A 22674-nucleotide genomic window follows, 5' to 3' on the forward strand; every position below is an offset into this window, starting at 1 on the left:
GCCAGACTGGCCCGATGCCGACCGAGCTGCTCGCCGCAGTGCTGTGCGCGCTGGCCGCGGGCGGGCTCGCCTGGGCCGCCTCCCCGGCGCTGGTGCAGATGATCGGTGCCCGGACGGTCTGGACCGCCCGCCGCACACATGTGCTGCTCGCCGTCCTCGGTGGCTTGGCCGCCGGGCTACGCGGGCCCGGCCTGAGCGGGACTGGCCTGAGCGGGACTGGCCTGAGCGGGACCGGCCTGAGCAGCCACAGCCTGGGCGAGACGATCGCCCTGACCGGCACCGCCGTCGGGCTGGCTCTGCTGGTGACAGCAGACCTTGCCGTGCACCGCCTGCCGGACCGGCTCACCGTGCCCACTGCCGGCTGGGTGCTGCTCTGCTGGCTGGTGCTGTGCCTGACCGGGGCGCCGTGGGCAGACCTGGGCCGGGCGCTGCTCGCTGGAGCCGTGCTCGGCGGGGCATTCCTGCTGCTGTGCCTGCTCACCCCCGGTGGTCTCGGGCTCGGCGACGCGAAGCTCGCGGGTGTGCTCGGTCTGGTGCTCGGCTGGTTCGGCTGGCTGGAGGTGCTCGCCGGAGTGCTCGGAGCGTTCCTGCTCGGGGGACTGTTCGCGATGGTGCTGCTGGTTTCGCGGCGAGCCGGCCGTCGCACGGCGGTGGCGTTCGGACCGTGGTTGGTGGCGGGGGCAGCGCTCTCCCTGGGCTGGGCACCGGTGCTGCTCGGCTGAGACGGTCGCCAGCCGAACGGGCGGACGCCAGCCGAACGGACGGTGGCCATCCGATGAGACGGCGGCTAGCCGAGAACGCGGTCGCCATCCCGGCCGCGTCTACCACCCGGACGGCGGATCGGTGCTCTGCCGTGGCATGGGAGGATGAGGACATGCTCAGATGGTTGACCGCAGGGGAGTCCCACGGCGAAGCCGTTCTCGGTGTGCTGGAGGGTCTGCCCGCCGGGGTGCAGATCACCACCCAGGACGTCGCCGATGCACTGGCCCGCCGCCGCCTCGGCTACGGGCGCGGCGCCCGGATGAAGTTCGAGCAGGACCAGGTCCGCCTCCTCGGCGGCGTGCGGCACGGGCTGACCATGGGTGGCCCGGTCGCGATCGAGATCGGCAACACCGAGTGGCCCAAGTGGGAACAGGTGATGTCCGCCGACCCGATCGAGGCGGCAGCGCTGGCGGTCGACGCCGGCACCGGGGACGTCCGCGAACAGGCGCGGAACAAGCCGCTCACCCGGCCCCGCCCCGGGCACGCCGACCTGACCGGGATGACCAAGTACCACCTGGACGATGCCCGGCCCGTCCTGGAGCGTGCCTCGGCGCGGGAGACCGCCACGCGGGTGGCGCTCGGCCGGGTGGCCTCCGCGCTGCTCGCCCAGGCCGCCGGCATCGAGCTGGTCTCGCACGTGGTCCAGGTCGGTCCGGTCGCCGTTCCCGACGACGCTCCTCGCCCTGGTCCGGGAGATGTCGCCGCGCTCGACGAGGACCCGGTCCGCTGTTTCCACGACGCCACCTCCACGGCGATGGTGGCCGAGATCGATGACGCGAAGAAGGCCGGAGACACCTTGGGCGGCGTCGTGGAGGTGGTCGCCTACGGCCTCCCGCCCGGGCTGGGCAGCTACGTGCACGGAGACCGCCGGCTGGACGCCCGGCTCGCGGGTGCGTTGATGAGCATCCAGGCGATCAAGGGAGTGGAGGTCGGGGACGGCTTTCGTACTGCCGCCCGCCGTGGCTCGGTCGCCCACGACGAGATCGTCCGCGACGGCGAGGGCCGGCTGCACCGGCAGACCAACCGGGCCGGAGGTATCGAGGGCGGGATGAGCAATGGCGAGGCGATCGCCGTGCGCGCCGCGCTGAAGCCGATCTCCACCGTGCCGCGGGCGCTGGCCACAGTGGACGTGACCACCGGGGAGCCGGCCACGGCGCTGCACCAGCGCTCCGACGTGTGCGCGATCGCACCGGCCGCCGTGGTGGCCGAGGCGATGGTGGCTCTGGTGCTCGCGCAGGCGCTGCTGGAGAAGTGCGGGGGTGACTCCGTAGCCGAAACCACGCGCAATCTGGAGGGCTACCTGCAGGCGATCCCGGGACAGATGCGATGACCGCGCCGCGGGTGATCCTGATCGGTCCGCCGGGGGCTGGGAAGTCCACTGTCGGCCAGCTGCTCGCGCGCACCTGGGGAGTGACCTACCGGGACACCGACTCCGACGTAGAGGCCGCGCAGGGCCGCAGCATCGCCGATATCTTCCTCGATGACGGCGAGGACTACTTCCGCGCCACCGAGCGCGAGGCGGTGCATCGCGCCCTGGCCGAGCACGACGGCGTTCTCGCCCTGGGCGGGGGAGCGGTGCTGGACGAGGTGGTGCAGCAGGCGCTGGCCGGCCACACCGTCGTGTTCCTGGACGTGGGGCTGGCCGATGCGACCAAGCGGGTCGGCCTCGCGCGCAGCCGCCCGTTGCTGGTGGGCAGCCCGCGGCGGCAGTGGCAGCTGTTGATGGACGCCCGGCGCCCGGTCTACGAGCGGCTCGCCAGCACAGTGGTCGCTACCAACGGACTGACCCCCGAGCAGGTCAGCGACGCCGTGCTGACCGCGCTCGGTGACCGGCCGGCGGCCGAAGGCGGGCAGCGAGGATGACCGAGCCGCTCGCGGTCCCGGTGCGCGCAGAACGAGACTACGAGGTGCTGATCGGGCGCGGCGTGCGCGCCCGGCTGACCGCTCTGCTGCCCGAGGGGGTGCGGGTGTTCCTGCTGCACCCGCCCGCGCTCTCGGACGCGGTGGACACGGTGGCCACCACCCTGTCCGAGGCCGGTCATCAGGTGCTGCGGCACTGCACACCGGAGGGTGAAGCCGCCAAGACCGCCCTGGTGGCGACCGAGTGCTGGGCGGCACTGGGCCGGGCGTCCTTCACCCGCGACGATGTGATCATCGGCATCGGCGGCGGAGCCACCACCGATCTGGCCGGGTTCGTCGCCGCGAGCTGGCTGCGCGGCGTGCAGGTGATCCAGGTCCCGACCACGCTGCTCGGCATGGTGGACGCGGCAGTAGGCGGCAAGACCGGGATCAACACCGGTGAGGGCAAGAACATGGTCGGCGCGTTCCACTCGCCGATGGCGGTGCTGGCCGACCTGGACTGGCTGAGCACACTGCCGGCAGCGGACCTGCGCGCCGGGATGGCCGAGATCGTCAAGTGCGGCTTCATCGCTGACCCTGCGATCCTGACCCAGATCGAGGCAGACCCGGAGGCGGCCGCCGATCCGGCCGGGACCGTGATCGGCGAGCTGATCCACCGCGCCGTGGCAGTCAAGGCCGACGTCGTCTCCACCGATCTGAAGGAGGCCGGCCGCCGGGAGATCCTCAACTACGGGCACACTCTCGCCCACGCGATCGAGCACCAGGAGCAGTTCCGCTGGCGGCACGGGGATGCGGTCTCGGTCGGGATGGTCTTCGCAGCGGAGCTCGCTGCCAGAGCGGGACTGCTCGCACCGGAGGTGGTGACTCGGCACCGGGAGATTCTCACCCGGCTCGCACTGCCGACCGGCTACCGCGGCGATGTCTGGCCGGCGCTGCGGGAGGCGATGGGTCGGGACAAGAAGGCCCGCGGCTCCGCGCTGCGGTTCGTAGTGCTCACCGAGGTAGGGGCCCCCACCCGGCTGGACGACCCGGACCCGGTGTGGCTGCAGGACGCCTACGCCGCAATCACCGAGGAGAGGCGATGACTCGACGCTCAGGAACTGACGTGCTGGTGCTGAACGGGCCCAACCTGGGCCGGCTGGGCACCCGGGAGCCGGAGATCTACGGCCATCTGGACCTGCCCGGCCTGACCGCACTGGTCCGCGGGTGGGCCGCCGACCTCGACCTGCACGCCGAGGTGCGCCAGAGCGACGATGAGACGACCTTGATCGGTTGGCTGCACGAGGCGGTGGACTCCGGCGCCGATGTGGTGCTCAACCCGGCGGCGTTCACGCACTACTCCTACGCCCTGCGCGATGCCGCCGCCCTGGTGACCACGGCCGGCCTCCAGCTGATCGAGGTCCACCTGACCAACCCCGCCAGTCGGGAGACGTTCCGGCACACCTCGGTGATCGGTGGGGTGGCGACCGGCACCATCGCCGGGTTCGGCGCACACTCCTACCGGCTGGCACTGGCCGCACTGGACGTCGAGCGGGCCGACCACTGACAGCAGGGCTGCAGCCTTGACCCTTCATCATCAAGTGTCACTACTTGATACCAAGGCATCTAGGCTGTAACCTGGATCAATGTTCGTCATCACTGCTGATCAGGACGCCTCCCGCCGCACCGGGGAACATGTCGACACCCTGCTGACCACCCTGGCCGCGCTGATCGAGGACCAGGAACTGCCCGGCGTGCGGCTTCCGTTCGAACGCACGGTGGGCGATGAGGTCCAAGCAGTGCTCGATGATGCCGCCACCACGGTCCGGCTCACCCTGGAGCTACAGCGCCTGCAGGAGTGGGCGGTCGGGATCGGCGTGGGCGAGGCCGAGCACCTGGCGACGACCTCACGCGCCTCCTCCGGTGCGGTCTTCATCCACGCCCGGGAGGCGGTGGAACGAGCCGGGGGTCGGACCGTTCCGGCACCGGTCGCCGTGGTCGCCGCCGATCCGGCCACAGCTCGCGACGCCGAGGCGCTGCTGCAGCTGATGGCCGCAGTGGTGCGCCGGCGCAGCGCGGCCGGCTGGGAGATGATCGACGCTCGCCTGCGAGCACCCACCGCCCGGGCCGCAGCCGACGCGCTCGGCATCTCCCCGCAAGCCGCCAGCCAACGGTTGCAGGCCGCCCTCTGGGACGAGGTGCGCGGAGTCGAACCTCTCGCGGCGGGTCTGCTGCACGCTCTGGACACCGGCACGGCAGGATGAACGGTATGGACACGCTGTGGACCGTGGGCATCGTGATCGCGGCGTTCGCTCTCTCCGCGGGCGCCGGTGCTCCGCTGACCGCCGGCATCCTCCGCCTGGCCGGCCGCCGGCGGCGCACACCGGAGGCGGCCACCCCCACGCTGGCCCCGGCTGCCGAGCTGGCCCCGGAGGAGATCCTGCGCGGCGGGCTGTGGATCGGCATCCTGGAACGGCTCGCCGTGACCGGCGCCATCCTGGTGGCCTACCCGGCAGGGATCGCCGTGGTCGTCGCGATCAAGGGGCTGGGCCGGTTCTCCACCCTGCGGGACGAACCGGCCACCGGGGTCTCCGAACGGTTCCTGGTGGGCACGCTCACCTCGTACCTGTGGGCCTGCGCCGTCGGTGTGGCAGCAGTAGGGGGTCTCGGGGCGATACTCTGAGCGGGCGCAACGGTCGACCGGGTCACCCCGGCAGTCGCCGCTGCGGCGCTCAGGATGTCCCTCACCCAGCAAAGGAAGCTTGTGGCAACGACCAACGACCTCAAGAACGGCATGGTGCTCAACCTCGAAGGCCAGCTCTGGTCCGTGGTGGAGTTCCAGCACGTCAAGCCGGGAAAGGGGCCGGCGTTCGTGCGCACCAAGCTCAAGGGCGTGACCAACGGCAAGGTGGTCGCGAAGACCTTCAACGCCGGACTGAAGATCGAGACGGCCAATGTCGACCGCCGGGACATGCAGTACCTGTACAACGACGGCACCGGCTTCGTGTTCATGGACACGGCCGACTACGAGCAGATCACCATCACTGACGACATCGTCGGAGACGCCGCGAACTTCCTGCTCGAGGGCCAGGAGGCGATCGTCGCGATGCACGACGGCCTCCCGCTGTACATCGACCTGCCCACCTCCGTGGTCATGGAGATCACCCAGACCGACCCCGGCCTGCAGGGCGACCGGTCCTCGGCCGGTACCAAGCCCGCAACGATCGAGACCGGCTACCAGATCCAGGTGCCGCTGTTCCTGGAGACCGGGACCAAGGTGAAGGTGGACACCCGCTCAGGTGACTACCTCGGCCGAGTGAACGACTAGTGCCCGCACGTACCCGTGCCCGCAAGCGCGCCGTCGACATCCTCTACGAGGCCGACCAGCGCGGCGGGGCGGCCACCTCCGGCGGTGCGGCCGTGACCGCCACCTCGGTGCTCGCGCAGCGGTTGGTGCACCCGGGTGCGCAGACCGCCCTGCCCGAGTACGCCGTCGAGATCGTGGAAGGGGTGGTGGCCCACTCCGAGCGGATCGATGAGGTGCTCGCCACCTTCTCCCAGGGCTGGACGCTGGAGCGGATGCCGGCGGTGGACCGGGCGATCCTGCGGATGGGCACCTGGGAAGTGCTCTACAACGACGACGTCGACGACCCGGTGGCCATCGACGAGGCGGTCGGTCTGGCCAAGGAACTGTCCACCGACGAGTCGCCGAACTTCGTCAACGGGCTGCTCGCTCGGATCGCAGACCTGGGATCGTCGCTGGTGGAGTGAGATGACCACCGAGATCAGCCGTCGCGTGCGGACCAGCTATGCGCTCGGCTCGGTGGGTACAGGGGGGTTCGGCACGCTGCCGGGCCTGGTGCTGAGCTACTACCTGACCGACACCCTCGGCGTAGGAGCGGGTCTGGCCTCGCTGGTCGTCACCGTGCCGAAGGTATGGGACGTGCTGATCGACCCGTTCATCGGCCGGTTCAGCGACCGGTACGCCGCGCGGCACGGCTCCCGGCGGGCGTTCATGCTGATCGGCGCCCTCACCCTGCCACTGACGTTCACCGCGGTGTTCGCCGCGCCGATCACCGGGACCTGGGCGGCCGTCTGGGTGGTCGGGGCGTTCGTGCTGGCGACCACCTCGTTCAGCCTGTTCCAGGTGCCCTACATCGCGCTACCGGCGGATCTCGCCCCCGACTACCACTCCCGCACCCGGCTGCTGGCACCTCGGATCGCGGTGCTGGCCGTGGCCATCCTGCTGTTCGGGGCCGGCGGCCCGGCAGTTCGCGACGTGGCCGGTGGCGGGGCGAGTGGCTATCTGGTGATGGCGGTGGTCTGCGCGCTGATGATGACCCTGGGCATGCTGGTCACCACCTGGGGCGCTGGCCGGCCGGCCCGGGCGCTGGTGCCGGCAACACCGGCCGAGGAGTCCGGCACCGGAGCCCTGCGTGCCGGGTGGCACGCGGTGCGCACGAATGCGCCGCTGCGCACCCTGCTGGCCGCGTTCGTGCTGCAGGCACTGGCCACCGGCGCGATGTTGGCCGCTGCTCAGTATGTGGCCACCTACACCCTGGGCGACGAGTCGGCGGTGACGTTCCTGTTCGCCGCGCTGGTGGCCCCGGCGTTGCTGGTGATGGTGCCGGCCCGCAAGTTGGCGGAGCGGATCGGTAAGCAGCGCGCGTTCGTGGCCGCGACCGTGCTGTTCGCCGGCGCCTCGGGCTCGTTGCTGCTGATGACTGCCGGCACCGGATGGTGGGTGTATGCCAGCGTGGCGCTGGCCGGGATCGCCTACGCCGGGATGCAGCTGTACCCGTTGGCGATGCTGCCGGATGTGATCGCCGCCGACCGTGCGGTCTCCGGGGACCGGGCGGGGGTGATCTCCGGAGTGTGGACTGCAGGGGAGACCGCGGGCCTGGCACTGGGACCTACGCTCGCACTGGCGGTGCTGGCGGTGACCGGTTTCGTCTCCCGGACCGGGCCAGAGGTGCTCGACCAGCCGGCGAGCGCACTGACCGGGGTGGTGCTGATCTTCAGCGCCCTGCCGGCGCTGCTCGCGCTGGCGTCCTTGGTGCCGCTACGGCGCTATCGGCTCGATCAGAAGGGAGTGGCTCTGTGACCGACACGGACGACATCGGGGCTCAGCTCAAGGCGCTGCGTGCCGCCGACCCGCCCACCCACGGCGGGCGGGTGCTGTCCTATGTGTATGACCATGGCCGGCCGGAGCTGGACGAGGTGGTTGCTGCAGCGGTGCAGGCCTTCCTCCCGGTGAACGGTCTGGATCCCACCACGTTCACCTCGGTGGCCGTGCTGGAGCGGGATCTGGTGGCGTTCTCCCGCTCGGTCACCGGCGGGGACGAGGAAGTGGTCGGGTCGGTCACCTCCGGCGGCACCGAGTCCTGCGTGCTCGCTGTGAAGGCGGCCCGGGACCGCTGGCTCGAGCGCAACCTCGGCGGCACGCCCACGATCGTGATGCCCACGACGGCGCACCCCGCCTTTCGTAAGGCCGCCGCCTATCTGGGGCTCCAGCTGGTCGAGGTGCCGGTCTCCGCCGAGACCGGCACCCTGAGTGCGGCCACCATGCTCGCCGCCGTTGCGGCCGCCGGCGAGGGCGGCACGGCACCGGCCCTGGTGGTGCTCAGCGCGCCGAACTACCCCTTCGGTGTGCTGGACCCGATCGCAGAGGTCGCCGAGGTGCTCGCCGACCTGGGCATCTGGCTGCACGTGGACGCCTGCATCGGCGGGTGGCTGCTGCCCTGGTGGCCGGGGGTGACGCGCGGCTGGGACTTCCGGCTGCCGGGGGTGACGTCGATCTCCACCGACCTGCACAAGTACGGCTACGCCCCCAAAGGTGCCTCCGTGGTGCTCTACCGCGGCCGGGAGAACCACCGGGCCCAATACTTCGCCACTGCGGCATGGCCGGGCTATCCAGTGGTGAACCCGACGCTGCTGGGTTCGCGTTCGGCCACTGCGCTGGCGGCCGCCTGGGCGGTCACCCGCACGCTCGGTGCCGCCGGCTACGCCGAGCTGGTGGCGGAGACCGCTGGGGCGACGGATCGGATTCGCTCTGCGCTCACCGGCATCGAGGGGCTGAGTCTGGTCGGCGATCCGAGCACGGCACTGCTCGCGCTGCGCGCTGACCCGGCCTTCCCCCCGGCCCGGCAGGTGGACCCGTTCCTGCTGGTGGATGCTGTCCGCCGCCGAGGCTTTCTGCTGCAGTCCCAGCCGGCTCTGCACCAGTCGGACGGCACGTGGTTGCCACGCACAGCGCACCTCACTCTGACACCGGTGAGCGCCAGGATCGCCGGTGAGCTGACCGAGGCTCTGGTCGGGGCATCGAACGAGGTGCGTGGCCGAAGTGCGCCGGCCCCGGACCCGGCGCTGGTGCAACGCGTGGCCGCCGACGGGCTGCCCGAGGAGCTGGCCGGGGTGATGGCCACCCTGGAGGCGTTGCCGAAGGACCAGGCACCGGCCGCGCTGGTCGGGCTCCTTGCCGGAGTGATCGATCCCGACGCACGCTGAGGGAGAGATGCCGCTCGCGCGGGAAGCGAAGGCGAAGCGGAAACGCGGCACGCACGCGACGCCCGCCGCGGGCGCGGTACAGAAGCGCCGGTCTCGGGCGGATACTCGAGGCATGGCTACTCGTGCAAACCCCGGTACTACCCACCCCCGGCTGTTCCGCCGCCTGATCGCCCTGCACCAGCAGGTGGAGCAGACGGCTGAAGAGGTGGGCCTGAGCGCGGACGTCGTCGAGCTGGTGAAGACCCGCGCCTCGCAGATCAACGGCTGCGCCTTCTGCACCGACATGCACGCGCAGGACGCGCAACGCGCAGGCGTGACCACCCGCCAGCTCGCCGTCCTGCCGGTGTGGCACGAGACCGAGCTGTTCACCGACGAGCAGCGGGCCGCCCTCGCGCTGGCTGAAGCGATGAGCACGCTGAGCCAGACCCAGCAGGTTCCGGACGAGGTGTACGACCGGGCCGCGGAGGTGTTCACCGCGGAGCAGCTCTCCGTGCTGGTCTGGGCGGGCGCGGTGATCCAAACCTTCAACGCGCTCAACGTCACTGCGCCGAAGCCACTGCCCGCGGACTGAGCGGCTGGCCCCGAGGTCAGTCCCGGCACCGCCTCAGCCCCGGCGGCTCGTCAGCCCCAGCGGCTCGTGAGCCCCGGCGGCTCGTCAGTTCTCGCCTCGCGTCACGGCTCGGACCACCAAGTCCAACGATGTCGCGGCGGCGGCCTCGCTCTCCGAAGGGTCTGCCGGACGTGTTCCGGTTCCGGTTCCGGTTCCGGTTCCGGTTCCGGTTCCGGTTCCGGTTCCGGTTCCGGTGAGCATCGCCGCCGTGCGCGGGTAGCCCGCCAAGGAGACGTCTTCAGTCAGCGGGAGGTTCGACGGCGAGAGCAGGAGCGCGCCGTGTACCCACTCGGTGACGAGATCGGTCGCGGCGGCGGCCACCGGAGGAGGATGGCCCACGCGTTCGATGAAGAAGAGGAGCAATGCCTCGTTCAGCGCGAGTGCGTGCGGGCCGAGGATGCGCTGGCTGGCCAGGATCTGCACCTGGCCCGGAGCGCGCGCGAACACGTCGAGCACGTGGCGGAGGAACTCTCGCAGTGCCAGCGGGGCGGCCGGCGGATCGGTGAGCAGGTCCAGGTCGAGGGTGCCGAGGAACCGGTCAGCGAGGCGATGGCGCAGATCGGCCATGTCGGAGAAGTACGTGTACACCGCCGTCGGGGTGACATCGGCCTCGTGCGCCACGGCGCGCAGCGACAGCGCCGGTAACCCACCTGCCTCGAGTACGCGCTCAGCCGCGGCGAGGAGTAGATCGGCACTGAGGTCCCCACGTGGTCCTCTGCGCCGCCGACTCTGCATCGCCTCATGGTAGCGTCCTGGTTTGTGCAGCGAACAAATACGCCGGTGAGCCGCACCGCGGCCTGGTTCGTGATCGGAACCCTGGGGCTGATCACCGCGATCTGCGGCATCTTCTGGCTGCTCGACGCGGAAATTCCGGAGTGGTTCACGGTGGTGGGCCGGTGGCTCCCTGCCCTGGTCTCGTTGGTGGTGCTGCGCCTGACCGCACTACCCGGTGGGCTGCTCGTGTGGTGGAGGCTGCGCCCCGGGGGGATACGTCGTCTGCTGGCCGGTGCGGTCACCGGTGTCGCCGTTCTGCTGGTGGTGTATGCCCTGAGTGCCGCAGTGCTCACCGCCCTCACCAGCGCCGAGTTCCAGCCGTGGAGCGTGCTCGGGCCGGCGGCAGTGATGCTCATCCCATCGATCCTCATCTTCTCACTGAGCACCCTCGGTGAAGAGGTCGGCTGGCGTGGCTTCCTGCAGCAGGCTCTGCCGTGGGGTTTTTGGCCCTCGGCCGTGGTGGTAGCCGCAGTGTGGGTGGCCTTCCACCTCCCGCTGCACGGTGTGATGGCCGCGCAGGGAACGATCAGCCCGACGATCGCAGTGGCCTCGACCCTCGGGTTGTTCCCCTTGGGTCTGCTGCTCAGCGCCCTGGTGCACCGGTTCGGCAGCGTATGGCCGGCCGTGCTCGGCCACGCCCTGCCGCTGTCCGCGCTGAACCTGGTAGCCGACGCCGGCGATCTCACCGGGGCCGACCATGCGCTGCTCGCTACGGTGACCGGGCTGCTCCTGGTGCTGGCCGCCTGGTGGATCGTCCGGACCGGTCCGCTGCGGCCAGCTTCGCCCGCGGACCACATAGCAGGCGAAGCCGCCGACGCACGCTGACCCGGCCCGCCCGCGCGACGTGGCGCCCCTCACACACCGCAGCACCGACGGGTGCGGCAGCAGCGGTATGCTCGGTCCTGGCCATCATCCTTTAACCCCGTCCTGTGAGGCGGAGAAGGAGGCACCTGCCGGTGACTTCTGGCGCCCAACCCACGGTCGTCCTCAGTAACGACGACATCCACCGGGCTCTGACCCGGATCGCCCACGAGATCCTGGAGCGGAACAAGGGCGCGGCCGAGGTGCTGCTGCTCGGTATCCCGACCCGAGGCGCCCCGCTGGCAGCGCGGCTCGGCGAGCGAATCCTCGCCGCGGAGTCCCGCCCCGAGTCCGATCTGGAACATCTGGTCGGCACGGTCGACGTCACGATGTACCGGGACGATCTTCGCCGGCACCCCACCCGAGCCCTGGAACCCACGCGGATCCCGCCGGGTGGTTTGGAGGACCGCGTGGTGGTGCTCGTGGACGACGTGCTCTACTCCGGCCGCACCGTGCGCGCCGCCCTCGATGCCATCTCCGACCTGGGCCGTCCCCGTGCGGTGCAGCTCGCCGTGCTGGTGGACCGTGGCCACCGGGAGCTACCGATCCGGGCCGACTTCATCGGCAAGAATCTGCCGACCTCGCGCAGCGAGCGGGTAAGCGTGCACCTGCGCGAGCTCGACGGCCGCGACGAAGTGGAGCTGTCATGAAGCATCTGCTCTCTACCGCTGACCTGACCCGGGCCGAGGCCGTGCAGATCCTCGACACCGCCGCCACGATGGCGGACACCCAGTCCCGGGAGATGAAGAAGCTCCCCGCGCTGCGCGGGCGGGCGGTGGTGAACCTGTTCTTCGAAGACTCCACCCGAACCCGGATCTCCTTCGAGGCCGCCGCCAAACGCCTCTCGGCCGATGTCATCAACTTCTCCGCGAAGGGCTCGTCCGTCTCCAAGGGCGAGTCGCTCAAGGACACCGCCCAGACGCTGAAGGCGATCGGAGCCGACGCGGTGGTGATCCGGCACGGTGCCTCCGGTGCACCACAGCGGCTGGCTACCTCCGGGTGGATCGACGCACCCGTCGTCAACGCCGGTGACGGTCAGCACCAGCACCCCACCCAGGCCCTGCTGGACGCCTTCACCATCCGCCGCCACCTGGTGGCTGCGCCCACCGGTGCCGGCCTGGACGGCCTCCGGGTAGCGGTCGTCGGTGACGTGCTGCACTCCCGGGTGGCGCGCTCGAACGTCGATCTGCTGCACACCCTCGGCGCCGAGGTCACCTTGGTCGCACCGCCCACGCTGCTTCCGGTGGGGGTGCACACCTGGCCGTGCGAGGTCAGCTACGACCTGGACGGCACGCTCGCCGATGTCCGCCCGGATGCCGTGATGATGTTGCGGGTGCAGCGGGAACGGATGTCCGCGGCCGGCGGCGGGTTCTTCCCCTCGGCCGCCGAGTACTCCCGCCGGTACGGCCTCGACCCCACCCGGCTGTCCCGGCTGGCCGAGCACACCATCGTGATGCACCCCGGACCGATGAACCGTGGCCTGGAGATCTCTGCGCAGGCCGCCGACTCGCCTCGCTCCACCATCGTGGAGCAGGTCGCCAACGGGGTGGCCGTCCGGATGGCCGTGCTCTACCTGCTGCTCTCCGGCACCGACGAAGGGACGACGAGATGACCGCCTACCTGATCCAGGGTGCCGCCCGGTACGGCCAGGACCGCACCGATCTGCTCCTCGACGGTGGCCAGATCACCGCAACCGGACCCGAGGCGGCGGCCGCTGCTGGGGATGCGGTCCGGATCGACGCAGATGGCCTGATCGCCCTGCCCGGCCTGGTGGATCTGCACACCCACCTGCGCGAGCCCGGCCGCGAAGATGCCGAGACGGTGGCTTCGGGCACGCGGGCCGCTGCTGCCGGCGGCTATACCTGCGTGCACGCGATGGCGAACACCACTCCGACCGCCGACACCGCCGGTGTGGTGGAACAGGTCTGGCGGCTCGGCCGGGACGCGGGCTGGGTGGAGGTCCGCCCGATCGGCGCGGTCACCGTGGGCCGGGCCGGGACCCAGCTGGCTGAGCTCGGCGCGATGGCAGACTCCGCTGCAGCAGTGCGGGTGTTCTCCGACGACGGTGACTGCGTGCACGATCCGGTGCTGATGCGCCGGGCGCTGGAGTATGTCAAGGCCTTCGACGGCGTGATCGCCCAGCACGCGCAGGAGCCTCGCCTCACCCAGGGTGCGCTGATGCACGAGGGTGTCGTCTCCGCACAGCTCGGGCTCACCGGGTGGCCGGCGGTGGCCGAGGAGGCGATCATCGCGCGGGACGTGCTGCTCGCCGAGCATGTGGGGTCCCGGGTGCACATCTGCCATGTGTCCACGGCGGGCTCGGTGGAGATCCTGCGCTGGGCGAAGCAGCGCGGTATCGCGGTGACCGCCGAGGTCACTCCGCACCACTTGTTCCTCACCGACGAAGCGGTCCGCGGCTACGACCCGCAGTTCAAGGTGAACCCGCCGCTGCGCACCGCCGAGGACGTGGCGGCCGTGCGGGCCGGGCTGGCCGACGGCACGATCGACATCGTCGCCACCGATCACGCCCCGCACCCCCGCGAGGACAAGGACTGCGAGTTCGCTGCCGCGGCGATGGGCATGACCGGGCTGGAGACCGCCGTCGCCGTGGTGGCGGCAGCAATGCTCGCCCCGGGCGAGCACGAGTTCAGCTGGGCGGACGTGGCACGCACGATGGCCACCCGGCCGGCCGAGATCGGCGCTGTCAGAGGCCAGGGCCGACCGTTGGCAGCTGGCGAGCCGGCCCACCTGACCCTGATCGACCCCGATGCGAACTGGCGGGTGCGGCCGGAGAGCCTGCGCACCGCCAGCGAGAACACTCCGTTCACCGACCACGAGCTTCCCGCACGGGTGGTCGCCACGTTCTACCGTGGTGTGGCCACTGTGCTGGACGGCGAACCCCAAGACGACCGAGAGGGCGCACCAGCGTGACCCAGGCCAGCCAGAACCCCACCCCCGTCGACCGGGCGCTGCTCGTCCTCGAGGACGGCACCGTCATGACCGGCCGTGCCTACGGCGCCCGCGGGGCGACCTTCGGCGAGATCGTCTTCTCCACCGGGATGACCGGGTACCAGGAGACCCTCACCGATCCCTCGTACCACCGGCAGATCGTGGTGATGACCGCACCGCACATCGGCAACACCGGCATCAACGACGAGGACCCGGAGTCCCGCCGCATCTGGGTGTCCGGGTACGTGCTCCGTGACCCGGCGCGGCGAGCCTCCAGCTGGCGGTCCAACCGCGAGCTGGAGGACGAGCTGCGCGACCAGGGCGTGGTGTCCATCGCCGAGGTGGACACCCGGGCACTGACCCGGCACCTGCGCGAAGGCGGGGTGCTGCGCGCCGGCATCTTCTCCGGTGACGCCCTCCCGGAGCTGCCCGGCGACCTCGGCACGGCCACGCTGCTGGAGCAGGTGCTCGCCTCCCCGTCGATGACCGGCGCGAACCTGGTCGGTGAGGTGACCACGGAGCAGGCCTACGTCGTCGAGCCGATCGGTGACTTCGCCGATCAGGAGCCGGTGGCCGTCGTCGCCGCCCTGGACCTGGGGATGAAGTCGATGACCCCGCAGCGTCTCGCCGAGCGCGGGGTGCGGGTACATGTGCTGCCCGCGAGCACCGGCTTCGCCGAGATCGAGGCGTTGTCGCCGGACGGCGTGTTCTTCTCCAACGGTCCCGGCGACCCGGCCACGGCGGACGAGCCGATCAGCCTGCTGCGTCAGGTGCTGGACGCCCGGATCCCGTTCTTCGGGATCTGCTTCGGCAACCAGCTGCTCGGCCGGGCGCTCGGCTACGGCACGTACAAGCTCGCCTACGGCCACCGTGGGATCAACCAGCCGGTGCAGGACGTGACCACCGGAAAAGTGGAGGTCACCGCGCACAACCACGGTTTCGCCGTCGACGCACCCCTAGGGACCGAGTCTCAGGCACCCCACGAGGACGGCCGGTACGGCCGCGTGATCGTCTCCCACGTGGGCCTGAACGACAACGTGGTGGAGGGGCTGCAGTGCCTCGACCTGCCCGCGTTCTCGGTGCAGTACCACCCGGAGGCTGCCGCCGGCCCGCATGACGCCGCCTACCTCTTCGACCGGTTCATCGCCATGATGACCGGCACCGACCAGCACCCCACCGCCGTGAAGGAAGCCTGATGCCCCGCCGCACCGACCTGTCCAGCGTCCTGGTGATCGGCTCCGGGCCGATCGTGATCGGTCAGGCCGCCGAGTTCGACTACTCCGGGACCCAGGCGTGCCGTGTGCTGCGCGAGGAGGGCCTGCGAGTCATCCTGGTGAACTCCAACCCGGCCACGATCATGACGGACCCGGAGTTCGCCGACGCCACCTACGTCGAGCCGATCACACCAGAGGTGATCGCCAGCATCATCGCGCGGGAGAAGCCGGACGCGCTGCTGCCCACCCTGGGCGGTCAGACCGCACTGAACGCAGCGATCTCCCTGCATGAGGCGGGGGTGCTCGCCGAGCACGGGGTCGAGCTGATCGGGGCGAACATCGAGGCGATCCACCTCGCTGAGGACCGGGAGAAGTTCAAGGGCGTGGTCGAACGCTGCGGCGCGGAATCGGCCCGGAGCCATATCTGCCACTCGATGGACGAGGTGCTCGCCGCCGTCGACGACCTCGGCTATCCGCTGGTGGTGCGCCCCTCGTTCACCATGGGTGGACTCGGCTCCGGGATCGCCTACGACGAGACCGACCTGCGCCAGATCGCCGGCGCCGGCCTGCACTACTCACCGACCACCGAGGTGCTCCTGGAGGAGTCCATCCTCGGCTGGAAGGAGTACGAGCTGGAGCTGATGCGCGACGCTGCGGACAACGTGGTGGTGGTCTGCTCGATCGAGAACGTCGACCCGGTGGGGGTGCACACCGGTGACTCGATCACCGTCGCCCCCTCGCTCACGCTCACCGACCGGGAGTACCAGAGCATGCGGGACGTCGGCATCGCCGTGATCCGCGAGGTCGGGGTGGATACCGGCGGATGCAACATCCAGTTCGCGGTACACCCGCAGACCGGGCGGATCGTGGTGATCGAGATGAACCCCCGGGTCTCGCGGTCCTCGGCACTCGCGTCCAAGGCCACCGGGTTCCCGATCGCCAAGATCGCCGCCCGGTTGGCCGTGGGCTACACCCTGGACGAGATCCCGAACGACATCACCGGATCCACACCGGCCTCGTTCGAGCCGACGCTGGACTACGTGGTGGTGAAGGTGCCGCGGTTCGCGTTCGAGAAGTTCCCGGCCGCGGACCCCACGCTGACCACCACGATGAAGAGCGTGGGGGAGGCGATGGCGCTCGGGCGCAACTTCACCGAGGCGCTGCAGAAGGCGATGCGCTCCATCGATGTGCCCGGATCGTCGTTCGACTTCTCCGGCCGGGACCCGGACGCGGAGACCACCGCTGTGCTGCTGGAGTCCATCCGTACCCCGACCGACCATCGGATCCACGACCTGATGCGGGCCATCCGGGGTGGGGCGACACTGACCGAGATCGTGGACTCCACGGAGATGGACCCGTGGTTCGTGGACCAGTTCTTCCTGCTGCACGAGGTGGCCGAGCGGGTGCGCGGCGCAAAGACACTCGGCGCGGACCTGCTCGCCCTGGCCAAGCGACACGGCTTCTCTGACGCGCAGATCGCGGGCATCCGCGGCCTCGGCGAGGAGACCGTGCGGGAGATCCGGCACGCCTATGGACTGCGGCCGGTGTACAAGACCGTGGACACCTGCGCCGCCGAGTTCGCCGCCCGCACCCCGTACCACTACTCCAGCTACGACAGTGAGACCGAGGTCGAGTCACGGGACCGGCCTGCGGTGATCATCCTCGGTTCCGGTCCGAACCGGATCGGGCAGGGCATCGAGTTCGACTACTCATGCGTGCACGCTGCGCTGGCGCTGCAGGACCGGTTCGAGACGGTGATGATCAACTGCAACCCGGAGACGGTCTCCACGGACTACGACACCGCCGACCGGCTGTACTTCGAGCCGCTCACCCTGGAGGACGTGCTCGAGGTCTACTACGCGGAACTGGCCGTGGGGCCGGTGGCCGGGGTGATCGTGCAGCTCGGCGGTCAGACGCCGCTGAGCCTGGCGGCCGACCTGGAAGAGGCGGGCGTGCCGATCTGGGGGACACCACCTGGTGCGATCGACTCGGCAGAGGACCGGGGGCACTTCGGTGAGGTCCTGCTCCGAGCTGGGCTGCCCGCTCCGGCCTTCGGTACGGCGCAGACGCTGGGGCAGGCGCGCGGGATCGCCGACCGGATCGGCTATCCGGTACTGGTGCGGCCCTCGTACGTGCTGGGTGGCCGCGGGATGGAGATCGTCTACGACGAGGCACAGTTGACCGACTACGTCACCCGCGCGACCGGAGCCGACATCGAGGGCATCCTGCCCGCACCGGTGCTGGTCGACCGGTTCCTGGACCAGGCCATCGAGATCGATGTGGACGCGCTCTACGACGGCACCGAGCTGTACCTGGGCGGCGTGATGGAGCACATCGAGGAGGCCGGGATCCACTCCGGTGACTCCGCGTGCGTGCTGCCCCCGGTCACGCTCTCGGACTCGATGATCGCCCGGATCCGCACCTCCACCGAGGCGATCGCCGACGGCGTTGGGGTGCGTGGGCTGATCAACATCCAGTTCGCACTGGCTGGTGATGTGCTCTACGTGCTCGAGGCGAACCCGCGTGCGTCCCGTACCGTTCCGTTCGTGGCCAAGGCCACCGGGGTTCCGTTGGCGAAGGCGGCCGCGCTGCTGATGAGCGGGCGGTCGATCGCTGACCTGCGCACCGCTGGGATGCTTCCGGTCCAGGACGCTGCCTGCACCGATCTGGACGCCCCGCTGGCGGTGAAGGAGGCGGTGCTGCCGTTCAAACGGTTCCGGACCGCGACCGGGCAGGTGGTGGATACGGTGCTCGGTCCGGAGATGCGTTCCACCGGTGAGGTGATGGGCTACGACGTGGACTTCCCGTTGGCGTTCGGCAAGTCCCAGGCCGCCGCATTCGGTGGGCTACCCACCTCGGGCACGGTGTTCGTCTCGGTGGCGGACCGGGACAAGCGGTCCTTGACGCTGCCGGCAAGCAGGCTCACCGAGCTCGGCTTCACCCTGATGGCGACCTCCGGTACGGCGAGCGTGCTACGCCGCAACGGGATCCCGGCAGAGGTGGTTCGCAAGGCCTCCGACGGGCGAGGCCCGAACGGCGAGCCGACGATCGTGGACCTGATCAACAACGGCGCGGTGGACATGGTGGTGAACACCCCCGGATCGAAGGGTGCCCGTGCGGACGGCTACGACATCCGCACCGCGACCACGGCGGCCGACAAGGCGATCGCCACGACGGTGCAGCAGTTCACCGCTGCCGTGCAGGCGATCGAAGCGATCCGGCGCGGTCCGTTCCAGGTGCGTTCGCTGCAGGAGCACGACGCCGCGCGGGCAGACCGTCTCGAGGCACGCGGATGAGTACCCCCGCACCGTTCGGCGAGCGGCTGACCGAGGCCGCCGACCGGCTCGGACCGTTGTGCGTCGGCATCGACCCGCATCCGGGACTGCTGGCCTCCTGGGGTCTGGGCGACGACGTCGCTGGGCTGCGGGAGTTCTCCCTGCGCGCGGTGCAGGCGTTGTACGGGGCGGTAGGGATCGTGAAGCCCCAGTCGGCGTTCTTCGAGCGGTTCGGGAGCGCCGGGGTAGCGGTGCTGGAAGAGGTCATCGCAGCCAGCCGAGCCGCTGGGTTGCTGTGTATCGTCGATGCCAAACGGGGCGATATCGGCTCCACGATGGACGGGTACGCGGCGGCGTACCTCACCGAAGGCTCGTCGCTGGCCGGCGATGCGGTGACCCTGTCACCGTATCTGGGTGCCGGGTCACTGCAGACGGCGTTCGAGACCGCCCGCGCGAACGGCCGAGGCGTGTTTCTGCTCACCATCACCTCCAACCCGGAGGGTGCCCAGGTGCAGCATGCCCGCGACGGCGAGGGTGTGCCGGTCGCCGCGAGCATCGCCCGGGCTGCTGCCGAGCAGAACCGGGCCGAGCGATCCACAGGTGCGGAGCTGGGGTCGGTGGGCCTGGTGGTGGGTGCCACGATCGGCTCTGCGGCAACGGACCTGGGGGTGGATCTTGCCGGGGCCGGTGGGCCGCTGCTGGCGCCGGGGCTGGGTGCACAGGGGGGACGGCCCGAGGACCTGGCGGCCGTCTTCGCTGGTGCCACCCGCGCAGTGGTGCCGACCAGTTCCCGCGGTGTGCTCTCTGCCGGAGCCGACAAAGAAGCATTGGCCGCTGCGGCCCGCTCACTGAACGCTATGCTGAGACCTCTGCGTACCGGTTCGGGCAGGCCGGCCAAGGCTTGATCGCGCCTGCCTCGGCTCGCTACGTTGCCTGACATCCCCTTTGTCCCCGACGCTGAAGGTGACCCGCTGTGGCTCTTCCCCCCCTCACACCGGAGCAACGCGCCAAGGCGCTCGAAAAGGCGGCTGAGGCCCGCGCTGTGCGCGCAGAGGTGAAGAACCGACTGAAGTATTCCGGTGGCAAGCTCTCGGAGGTGATCGCCGAGGGGCAGCAGGACGGCGCGATCGGCAAGCTGAAGGTGCTGGCGCTGCTGGAGTCACTGCCGGGCGTGGGCAAGGTGACGGCCCGCACGGTGATGACCGAAGTGGGCATCTCCGAGTCCCGACGGGTGCGCGGGCTTGGGCCGCAGCAGATCGCCAAGCTGGTCGATCGGTTTGGCTGAGCCGGGCATCCACCCGGCGCGACTGACCGTGCTGGCCGGCCCCACTGCGGTCGGCAAAGGCACGGTCTCGGCAGATGTGCGGGAGCGTTATCCGCAGATCTGGCTCTCGGTCTCCGCGACCACACGTGCGCCGAGACCGGGCGAGGTCGACGGGGTGCACTATCGGTTCCTGCCCTCGGCGGAGTTCGCCCGGATGGTCGCCGAGGGGGAGTTCCTGGAATGGGCAGTGGTGCATGGCCGCAACTCCTACGGCACCCCGCGCGGGCCGGTGGAGGAAAGGCTGGCGGCCGGCCAGCCGGCGTTGTTGGAGATCGACCTGCAAGGCGCGCGGCAAGTGCGTCAGACGATGCCGGAAGCGCAGTTTGTCTTCCTCGCACCGCCGAGCTGGGAGGAGTTGGTCCGCCGCCTGGAGGGGCGCGGCACCGAGGATGCCGAGGAGCGGGAGCGCCGCTTGGTGACGGCCGAGGTAGAGCTGGCAGCGGCGTCGGAGTTCGACCACAGCATCGTCAACGACGATGTGCACCGGGCCACTGACGAACTCGCTGCGCTGATGGGATGCACGCTCCGGGCCTGAGCCGGCTGCTGGCCGTGGGGACCCGAGCCGGACCCGGGCAGCGCGAGCCTGAGCCGGGTATGGGTTGTGGGGACCCGAGCCGGACCCGGGCAGGCCGACACCGAAGCCGAAGCCGGGTATGGATCGTGCCAACCCGAGCCGGGCACGGGCAGGCCGACGCCGAGCCGAGGCACCGGTGATGTCGTCCTGAGTCGCACGCAGGTTGCGCCGCCCGGGGTGGCGCCGCCCGGGGTGGCGCAGCGCACTGCGCGTCGGCGATGAACCCCGCCGCGATGGCCGCTAGACTGGATGGCTGGTGCCTGGTGCGCTGGCTGGCGCTCTGAGTGCTGACTGGTGCCTGTGCACCGACCCGAACGCGTTCCGGGGACGTGCTCCCCGCGGAGAAGAGGAACTATGACTGGAATCGTGGCTGCCCCCGAGGGCATCACCGACCCGCCGATCGACGACCTGCTGCAGTCCGCGGACTCCAAGTACGCGCTGGTGATCTACTCGGCCAAGCGCGCCCGGCAGATCAACGCCTACTACGCGCAGCTGAACGAGGGCCTGCTGGAGTACGTGGGTCCGTTGGTGGAGACGAAGCCGCAGGAGAAGCCGCTCTCGATCGCCATGCGGGAGATCAATGACGGTCTGCTGACCCTGGAAAAGACCGAGGACTGAGCATCGCATGCGCATCCTGCTCGGCGTGAGCGGGGGGATCGCCGCGTACAAGGTGGCGATCGCGCTGCGCCTGCTGCGCGAGGGCGGCCATCGAGTACGGGTAATTCCGACCGAGGCCGCCCTTGAGTTCGTCGGCCGGGCGACCTGGGAGGCGCTCAGTGGGGAACCCGTGACGACTTCGGTGTTCCAAGGCACTGCGCAAGTCGATCATGTCCGGCTGGGCCGGGAGGCGGATCTGGTGGTCGTAGCTCCGGCCACTGCTGATCTGTTGGCCCGCGCCGCGACCGGCCGTGCCGACGATCTGCTCACCACCACACTGCTCACGGTGAGCTGCCCGGTCCTGGTGGCGCCGGCGATGCACACGGAGATGTGGGCACACCCGGCCACTCAGGCGAATGTGGCGACACTGCGTCAGCGCGGGGTGTCCGTGCTCGACCCGGCCGTCGGACGGTTGACCGGTGCTGACACCGGAGCGGGCCGGATGCCGGAGCCGGAGGAGATTGTCACCGCTGCGTTGGCGCTGGTGCACGGCCGCACCGGTGACAGCGTGCTGGGCGATGGGGCCGATGAGCAAGGCGCTGGTACTGATCAGCACGGCAACGGCCGGCCGGGGGTGTCGGCCAAGGGGCAGAGCAGCGCCGACCTGCGTGGAGTCACCGTGGCGGTCAGCGCCGGTGGCACGCGGGAGGCGCTCGACCCGGTGCGGTTCCTGGGGAACAGGTCCTCGGGGCGGCAGGGTGTGGCCCTGGCCCGCGCTGCGGCGGACCGGGGAGCCACGGTGCACCTGGCTGCAGCCAATGTCGATTCGGCTCTGCTCCCCGCGGGTGTGCAGGTGCACGAGGTGGAGTCGACCGCCGAGCTGCAGGACGTGATGACGAGGTTGGCCGCAGAGGCCGATGTGCTCGTGATGGCCGCGGCCGTGGCGGACTTCCGGCCATCACAGTCGGCCGCTGCGAAGACGAAGAAGCGTGCCGACGGTTCGGTAGCACCGATCGAGCTGGTCCAGAACCCGGACATCCTTGCCGGTCTCGTCTCGCGACGCCAGCCGCGGCAGGTGATCGTCGGCTTCGCCGCCGAGACTGGTGACGAAAGCGGGTCCGTGCTCGACCACGGGCGCGCCAAAGCCAAGCGGAAGGGCGCAGACCTGCTCGCCGTGAACGCCGTCGGATCGGGTGCCGGATTCGGGGACGTGCCGAACACGGTGCACCTCCTGAATGCGGCGGGGGAGCAGGTCGGTCACGCCAGTGGGAGCAAGGACGAGGTGGCGGCGGCGATCTGGGACGCAGCCGCTGAGCTTCTCGACCAGCGATCACCGGAGACAAACGGGGCCGAAATGTCCACCGACACCGGTACGCTCGGCTCGTGAC

General features: G+C 70.4%; 24 protein-coding genes. 23 read left to right on the plus strand and 1 reads right to left on the minus strand.

Annotation, left to right across the window (positions count from 1 at the left end; genetic code table 11):
- The first annotated feature begins 14 nt into the window (after window positions 1-14).
- The 12 genes from FU260_RS12665 to FU260_RS12720 all read left to right on the plus strand — a co-directional run bounded on the left by FU260_RS12665 (window position 15) and on the right by FU260_RS12720 (window position 9679).
- Complete coding sequence (locus FU260_RS12665; protein WP_235912334.1) at window positions 15-722, plus strand: prepilin peptidase; 708 nt, start codon at window positions 15-17, stop codon at window positions 720-722.
- Window positions 723-874: 152 nt separating this feature from the next.
- A complete protein-coding gene (aroC, locus tag FU260_RS12670; protein WP_147917388.1) occupies window positions 875-2092 on the plus strand; it encodes a chorismate synthase in 1218 nt (405 codons plus the stop codon).
- Window positions 2089-2625 (plus strand): shikimate kinase, encoded by a 537-nt coding sequence (locus FU260_RS12675; RefSeq protein ID WP_147917389.1) that lies wholly within the window; start codon window positions 2089-2091, stop codon window positions 2623-2625. The genes aroC and FU260_RS12675 overlap by 4 nt, the downstream gene beginning before the upstream one ends.
- Entirely contained in the window at window positions 2622-3707 is a 1086-nt protein-coding gene (aroB, locus tag FU260_RS12680; protein WP_147917390.1) for a 3-dehydroquinate synthase, read from the plus strand. Before FU260_RS12675 ends, aroB begins: the two co-directional genes overlap by 4 nt.
- Window positions 3704-4168 carry a type II 3-dehydroquinate dehydratase gene (locus FU260_RS12685; RefSeq protein ID WP_147917391.1) on the plus strand — a complete coding sequence of 155 codons (465 nt, stop codon included), beginning with the start codon at window positions 3704-3706 and terminating at the stop codon, window positions 4166-4168. The genes aroB and FU260_RS12685 overlap by 4 nt, the downstream gene beginning before the upstream one ends.
- Before the next feature lie 79 nt (window positions 4169-4247).
- A complete protein-coding gene (locus FU260_RS12690; RefSeq protein ID WP_147917392.1) occupies window positions 4248-4865 on the plus strand; it encodes a hypothetical protein in 618 nt (205 codons plus the stop codon).
- A 5-nt stretch (window positions 4866-4870) separates the two neighbouring features.
- Window positions 4871-5284: a hypothetical protein gene (locus tag FU260_RS12695; protein ID WP_235912335.1), complete on the plus strand. Its 414-nt coding sequence runs from the start codon at window positions 4871-4873 to the stop codon at window positions 5282-5284.
- 81 nt (window positions 5285-5365) lie between these two features.
- Window positions 5366-5929, plus strand: coding sequence for an elongation factor P (gene efp / locus FU260_RS12700; protein WP_147917394.1), 564 nt, complete (start codon window positions 5366-5368; stop codon window positions 5927-5929).
- Entirely contained in the window at window positions 5929-6372 is a 444-nt protein-coding gene (gene nusB, locus FU260_RS12705) for a transcription antitermination factor NusB (RefSeq protein ID WP_147917395.1), read from the plus strand. Before efp ends, nusB begins: the two co-directional genes overlap by 1 nt.
- Before the next feature lies 1 nt (window position 6373).
- Window positions 6374-7705 carry an MFS transporter gene (locus FU260_RS12710; protein WP_147917396.1) on the plus strand — a complete coding sequence of 444 codons (1332 nt, stop codon included), beginning with the start codon at window positions 6374-6376 and terminating at the stop codon, window positions 7703-7705.
- Entirely contained in the window at window positions 7702-9108 is a 1407-nt protein-coding gene (locus tag FU260_RS12715) for a pyridoxal phosphate-dependent decarboxylase family protein (RefSeq protein WP_147917397.1), read from the plus strand. Before FU260_RS12710 ends, FU260_RS12715 begins: the two co-directional genes overlap by 4 nt.
- Window positions 9109-9220: 112 nt before the next feature.
- Window positions 9221-9679: a carboxymuconolactone decarboxylase family protein gene (locus FU260_RS12720; protein ID WP_147917398.1), complete on the plus strand. Its 459-nt coding sequence runs from the start codon at window positions 9221-9223 to the stop codon at window positions 9677-9679.
- An 84-nt stretch (window positions 9680-9763) separates the two neighbouring features.
- Here FU260_RS12720 and FU260_RS12725 read toward each other — a convergent pair whose 3' ends face one another.
- Window positions 9764-10453, minus strand: coding sequence for a TetR/AcrR family transcriptional regulator (locus FU260_RS12725; RefSeq protein WP_147917399.1), 690 nt, complete (start codon window positions 10451-10453; stop codon window positions 9764-9766).
- A 45-nt stretch (window positions 10454-10498) separates the two neighbouring features.
- On the opposite strand from FU260_RS12725, the gene FU260_RS12730 reads away from it, so the two are divergent.
- The 11 genes from FU260_RS12730 (at window position 10499) to FU260_RS12780 (ending at window position 22673) form a co-directional block, all read left to right on the plus strand.
- Window positions 10499-11317: a CPBP family glutamic-type intramembrane protease gene (locus FU260_RS12730; protein WP_168211767.1), complete on the plus strand. Its 819-nt coding sequence runs from the start codon at window positions 10499-10501 to the stop codon at window positions 11315-11317.
- Between the two features lie 131 nt (window positions 11318-11448).
- Complete coding sequence (gene pyrR / locus FU260_RS12735) at window positions 11449-12003, plus strand: bifunctional pyr operon transcriptional regulator/uracil phosphoribosyltransferase PyrR (RefSeq protein WP_147917401.1); 555 nt, start codon at window positions 11449-11451, stop codon at window positions 12001-12003.
- Complete coding sequence (locus FU260_RS12740) at window positions 12000-12965, plus strand: aspartate carbamoyltransferase catalytic subunit (protein WP_147917402.1); 966 nt, start codon at window positions 12000-12002, stop codon at window positions 12963-12965. Before pyrR ends, FU260_RS12740 begins: the two co-directional genes overlap by 4 nt.
- Window positions 12962-14284 (plus strand): dihydroorotase, encoded by a 1323-nt coding sequence (locus FU260_RS12745; RefSeq protein WP_147917403.1) that lies wholly within the window; start codon window positions 12962-12964, stop codon window positions 14282-14284. Before FU260_RS12740 ends, FU260_RS12745 begins: the two co-directional genes overlap by 4 nt.
- Complete coding sequence (gene carA, locus FU260_RS12750; RefSeq protein ID WP_268957793.1) at window positions 14281-15498, plus strand: glutamine-hydrolyzing carbamoyl-phosphate synthase small subunit; 1218 nt, start codon at window positions 14281-14283, stop codon at window positions 15496-15498. The genes FU260_RS12745 and carA overlap by 4 nt, the downstream gene beginning before the upstream one ends.
- On the plus strand, window positions 15498-18812 hold the full coding sequence (gene carB, locus FU260_RS12755; RefSeq protein ID WP_147917404.1) for a carbamoyl-phosphate synthase large subunit: 3315 nt from the start codon (window positions 15498-15500) through the stop codon (window positions 18810-18812). Before carA ends, carB begins: the two co-directional genes overlap by 1 nt.
- Window positions 18809-19696 carry an orotidine-5'-phosphate decarboxylase gene (gene pyrF, locus FU260_RS12760; RefSeq protein ID WP_147917405.1) on the plus strand — a complete coding sequence of 296 codons (888 nt, stop codon included), beginning with the start codon at window positions 18809-18811 and terminating at the stop codon, window positions 19694-19696. The genes carB and pyrF overlap by 4 nt, the downstream gene beginning before the upstream one ends.
- A gap of 68 nt (window positions 19697-19764) precedes the next feature.
- Window positions 19765-20076: an integration host factor, actinobacterial type gene (gene mihF, locus FU260_RS12765; protein WP_147917406.1), complete on the plus strand. Its 312-nt coding sequence runs from the start codon at window positions 19765-19767 to the stop codon at window positions 20074-20076.
- Window positions 20069-20650 carry a guanylate kinase gene (gene gmk / locus FU260_RS12770; RefSeq protein WP_235912336.1) on the plus strand — a complete coding sequence of 194 codons (582 nt, stop codon included), beginning with the start codon at window positions 20069-20071 and terminating at the stop codon, window positions 20648-20650. Before mihF ends, gmk begins: the two co-directional genes overlap by 8 nt.
- A 393-nt stretch (window positions 20651-21043) precedes the next feature.
- Window positions 21044-21307 carry a DNA-directed RNA polymerase subunit omega gene (gene rpoZ, locus FU260_RS12775; protein ID WP_147917407.1) on the plus strand — a complete coding sequence of 88 codons (264 nt, stop codon included), beginning with the start codon at window positions 21044-21046 and terminating at the stop codon, window positions 21305-21307.
- A gap of 7 nt (window positions 21308-21314) precedes the next feature.
- Window positions 21315-22673 (plus strand): bifunctional phosphopantothenoylcysteine decarboxylase/phosphopantothenate synthase, encoded by a 1359-nt coding sequence (locus FU260_RS12780; protein WP_147917408.1) that lies wholly within the window; start codon window positions 21315-21317, stop codon window positions 22671-22673.
- Window position 22674 lies beyond the last annotated feature (1 nt).

The sequence above is a fragment of the Ruania zhangjianzhongii genome (assembly GCF_008000995.1).
Taxonomy (GTDB): domain Bacteria; phylum Actinomycetota; class Actinomycetes; order Actinomycetales; family Beutenbergiaceae; genus Ruania; species Ruania zhangjianzhongii.

Coding starts and splice junctions, on each gene's coding strand:
- FU260_RS12665 (WP_235912334.1), top strand. CDS start 15: ATGCCGACCGAGCTGCTCGCCGCAGTGCTGTGCGCGCTGGCCGCGGGC.
- aroC (WP_147917388.1), top strand. CDS start 875: ATGCTCAGATGGTTGACCGCAGGGGAGTCCCACGGCGAAGCCGTTCTC.
- FU260_RS12675 (WP_147917389.1), top strand. CDS start 2,089: ATGACCGCGCCGCGGGTGATCCTGATCGGTCCGCCGGGGGCTGGGAAG.
- aroB (WP_147917390.1), top strand. CDS start 2,622: ATGACCGAGCCGCTCGCGGTCCCGGTGCGCGCAGAACGAGACTACGAG.
- FU260_RS12685 (WP_147917391.1), top strand. CDS start 3,704: ATGACTCGACGCTCAGGAACTGACGTGCTGGTGCTGAACGGGCCCAAC.
- FU260_RS12690 (WP_147917392.1), top strand. CDS start 4,248: ATGTTCGTCATCACTGCTGATCAGGACGCCTCCCGCCGCACCGGGGAA.
- FU260_RS12695 (WP_235912335.1), top strand. CDS start 4,871: ATGGACACGCTGTGGACCGTGGGCATCGTGATCGCGGCGTTCGCTCTC.
- FU260_RS12710 (WP_147917396.1), top strand. CDS start 6,374: ATGACCACCGAGATCAGCCGTCGCGTGCGGACCAGCTATGCGCTCGGC.
- FU260_RS12720 (WP_147917398.1), top strand. CDS start 9,221: ATGGCTACTCGTGCAAACCCCGGTACTACCCACCCCCGGCTGTTCCGC.
- FU260_RS12725 (WP_147917399.1), bottom strand. CDS start 10,453: ATGCAGAGTCGGCGGCGCAGAGGACCACGTGGGGACCTCAGTGCCGAT.
- FU260_RS12740 (WP_147917402.1), top strand. CDS start 12,000: ATGAAGCATCTGCTCTCTACCGCTGACCTGACCCGGGCCGAGGCCGTG.
- FU260_RS12745 (WP_147917403.1), top strand. CDS start 12,962: ATGACCGCCTACCTGATCCAGGGTGCCGCCCGGTACGGCCAGGACCGC.
- carB (WP_147917404.1), top strand. CDS start 15,498: ATGCCCCGCCGCACCGACCTGTCCAGCGTCCTGGTGATCGGCTCCGGG.
- pyrF (WP_147917405.1), top strand. CDS start 18,809: ATGAGTACCCCCGCACCGTTCGGCGAGCGGCTGACCGAGGCCGCCGAC.
- rpoZ (WP_147917407.1), top strand. CDS start 21,044: ATGACTGGAATCGTGGCTGCCCCCGAGGGCATCACCGACCCGCCGATC.
- FU260_RS12780 (WP_147917408.1), top strand. CDS start 21,315: ATGCGCATCCTGCTCGGCGTGAGCGGGGGGATCGCCGCGTACAAGGTG.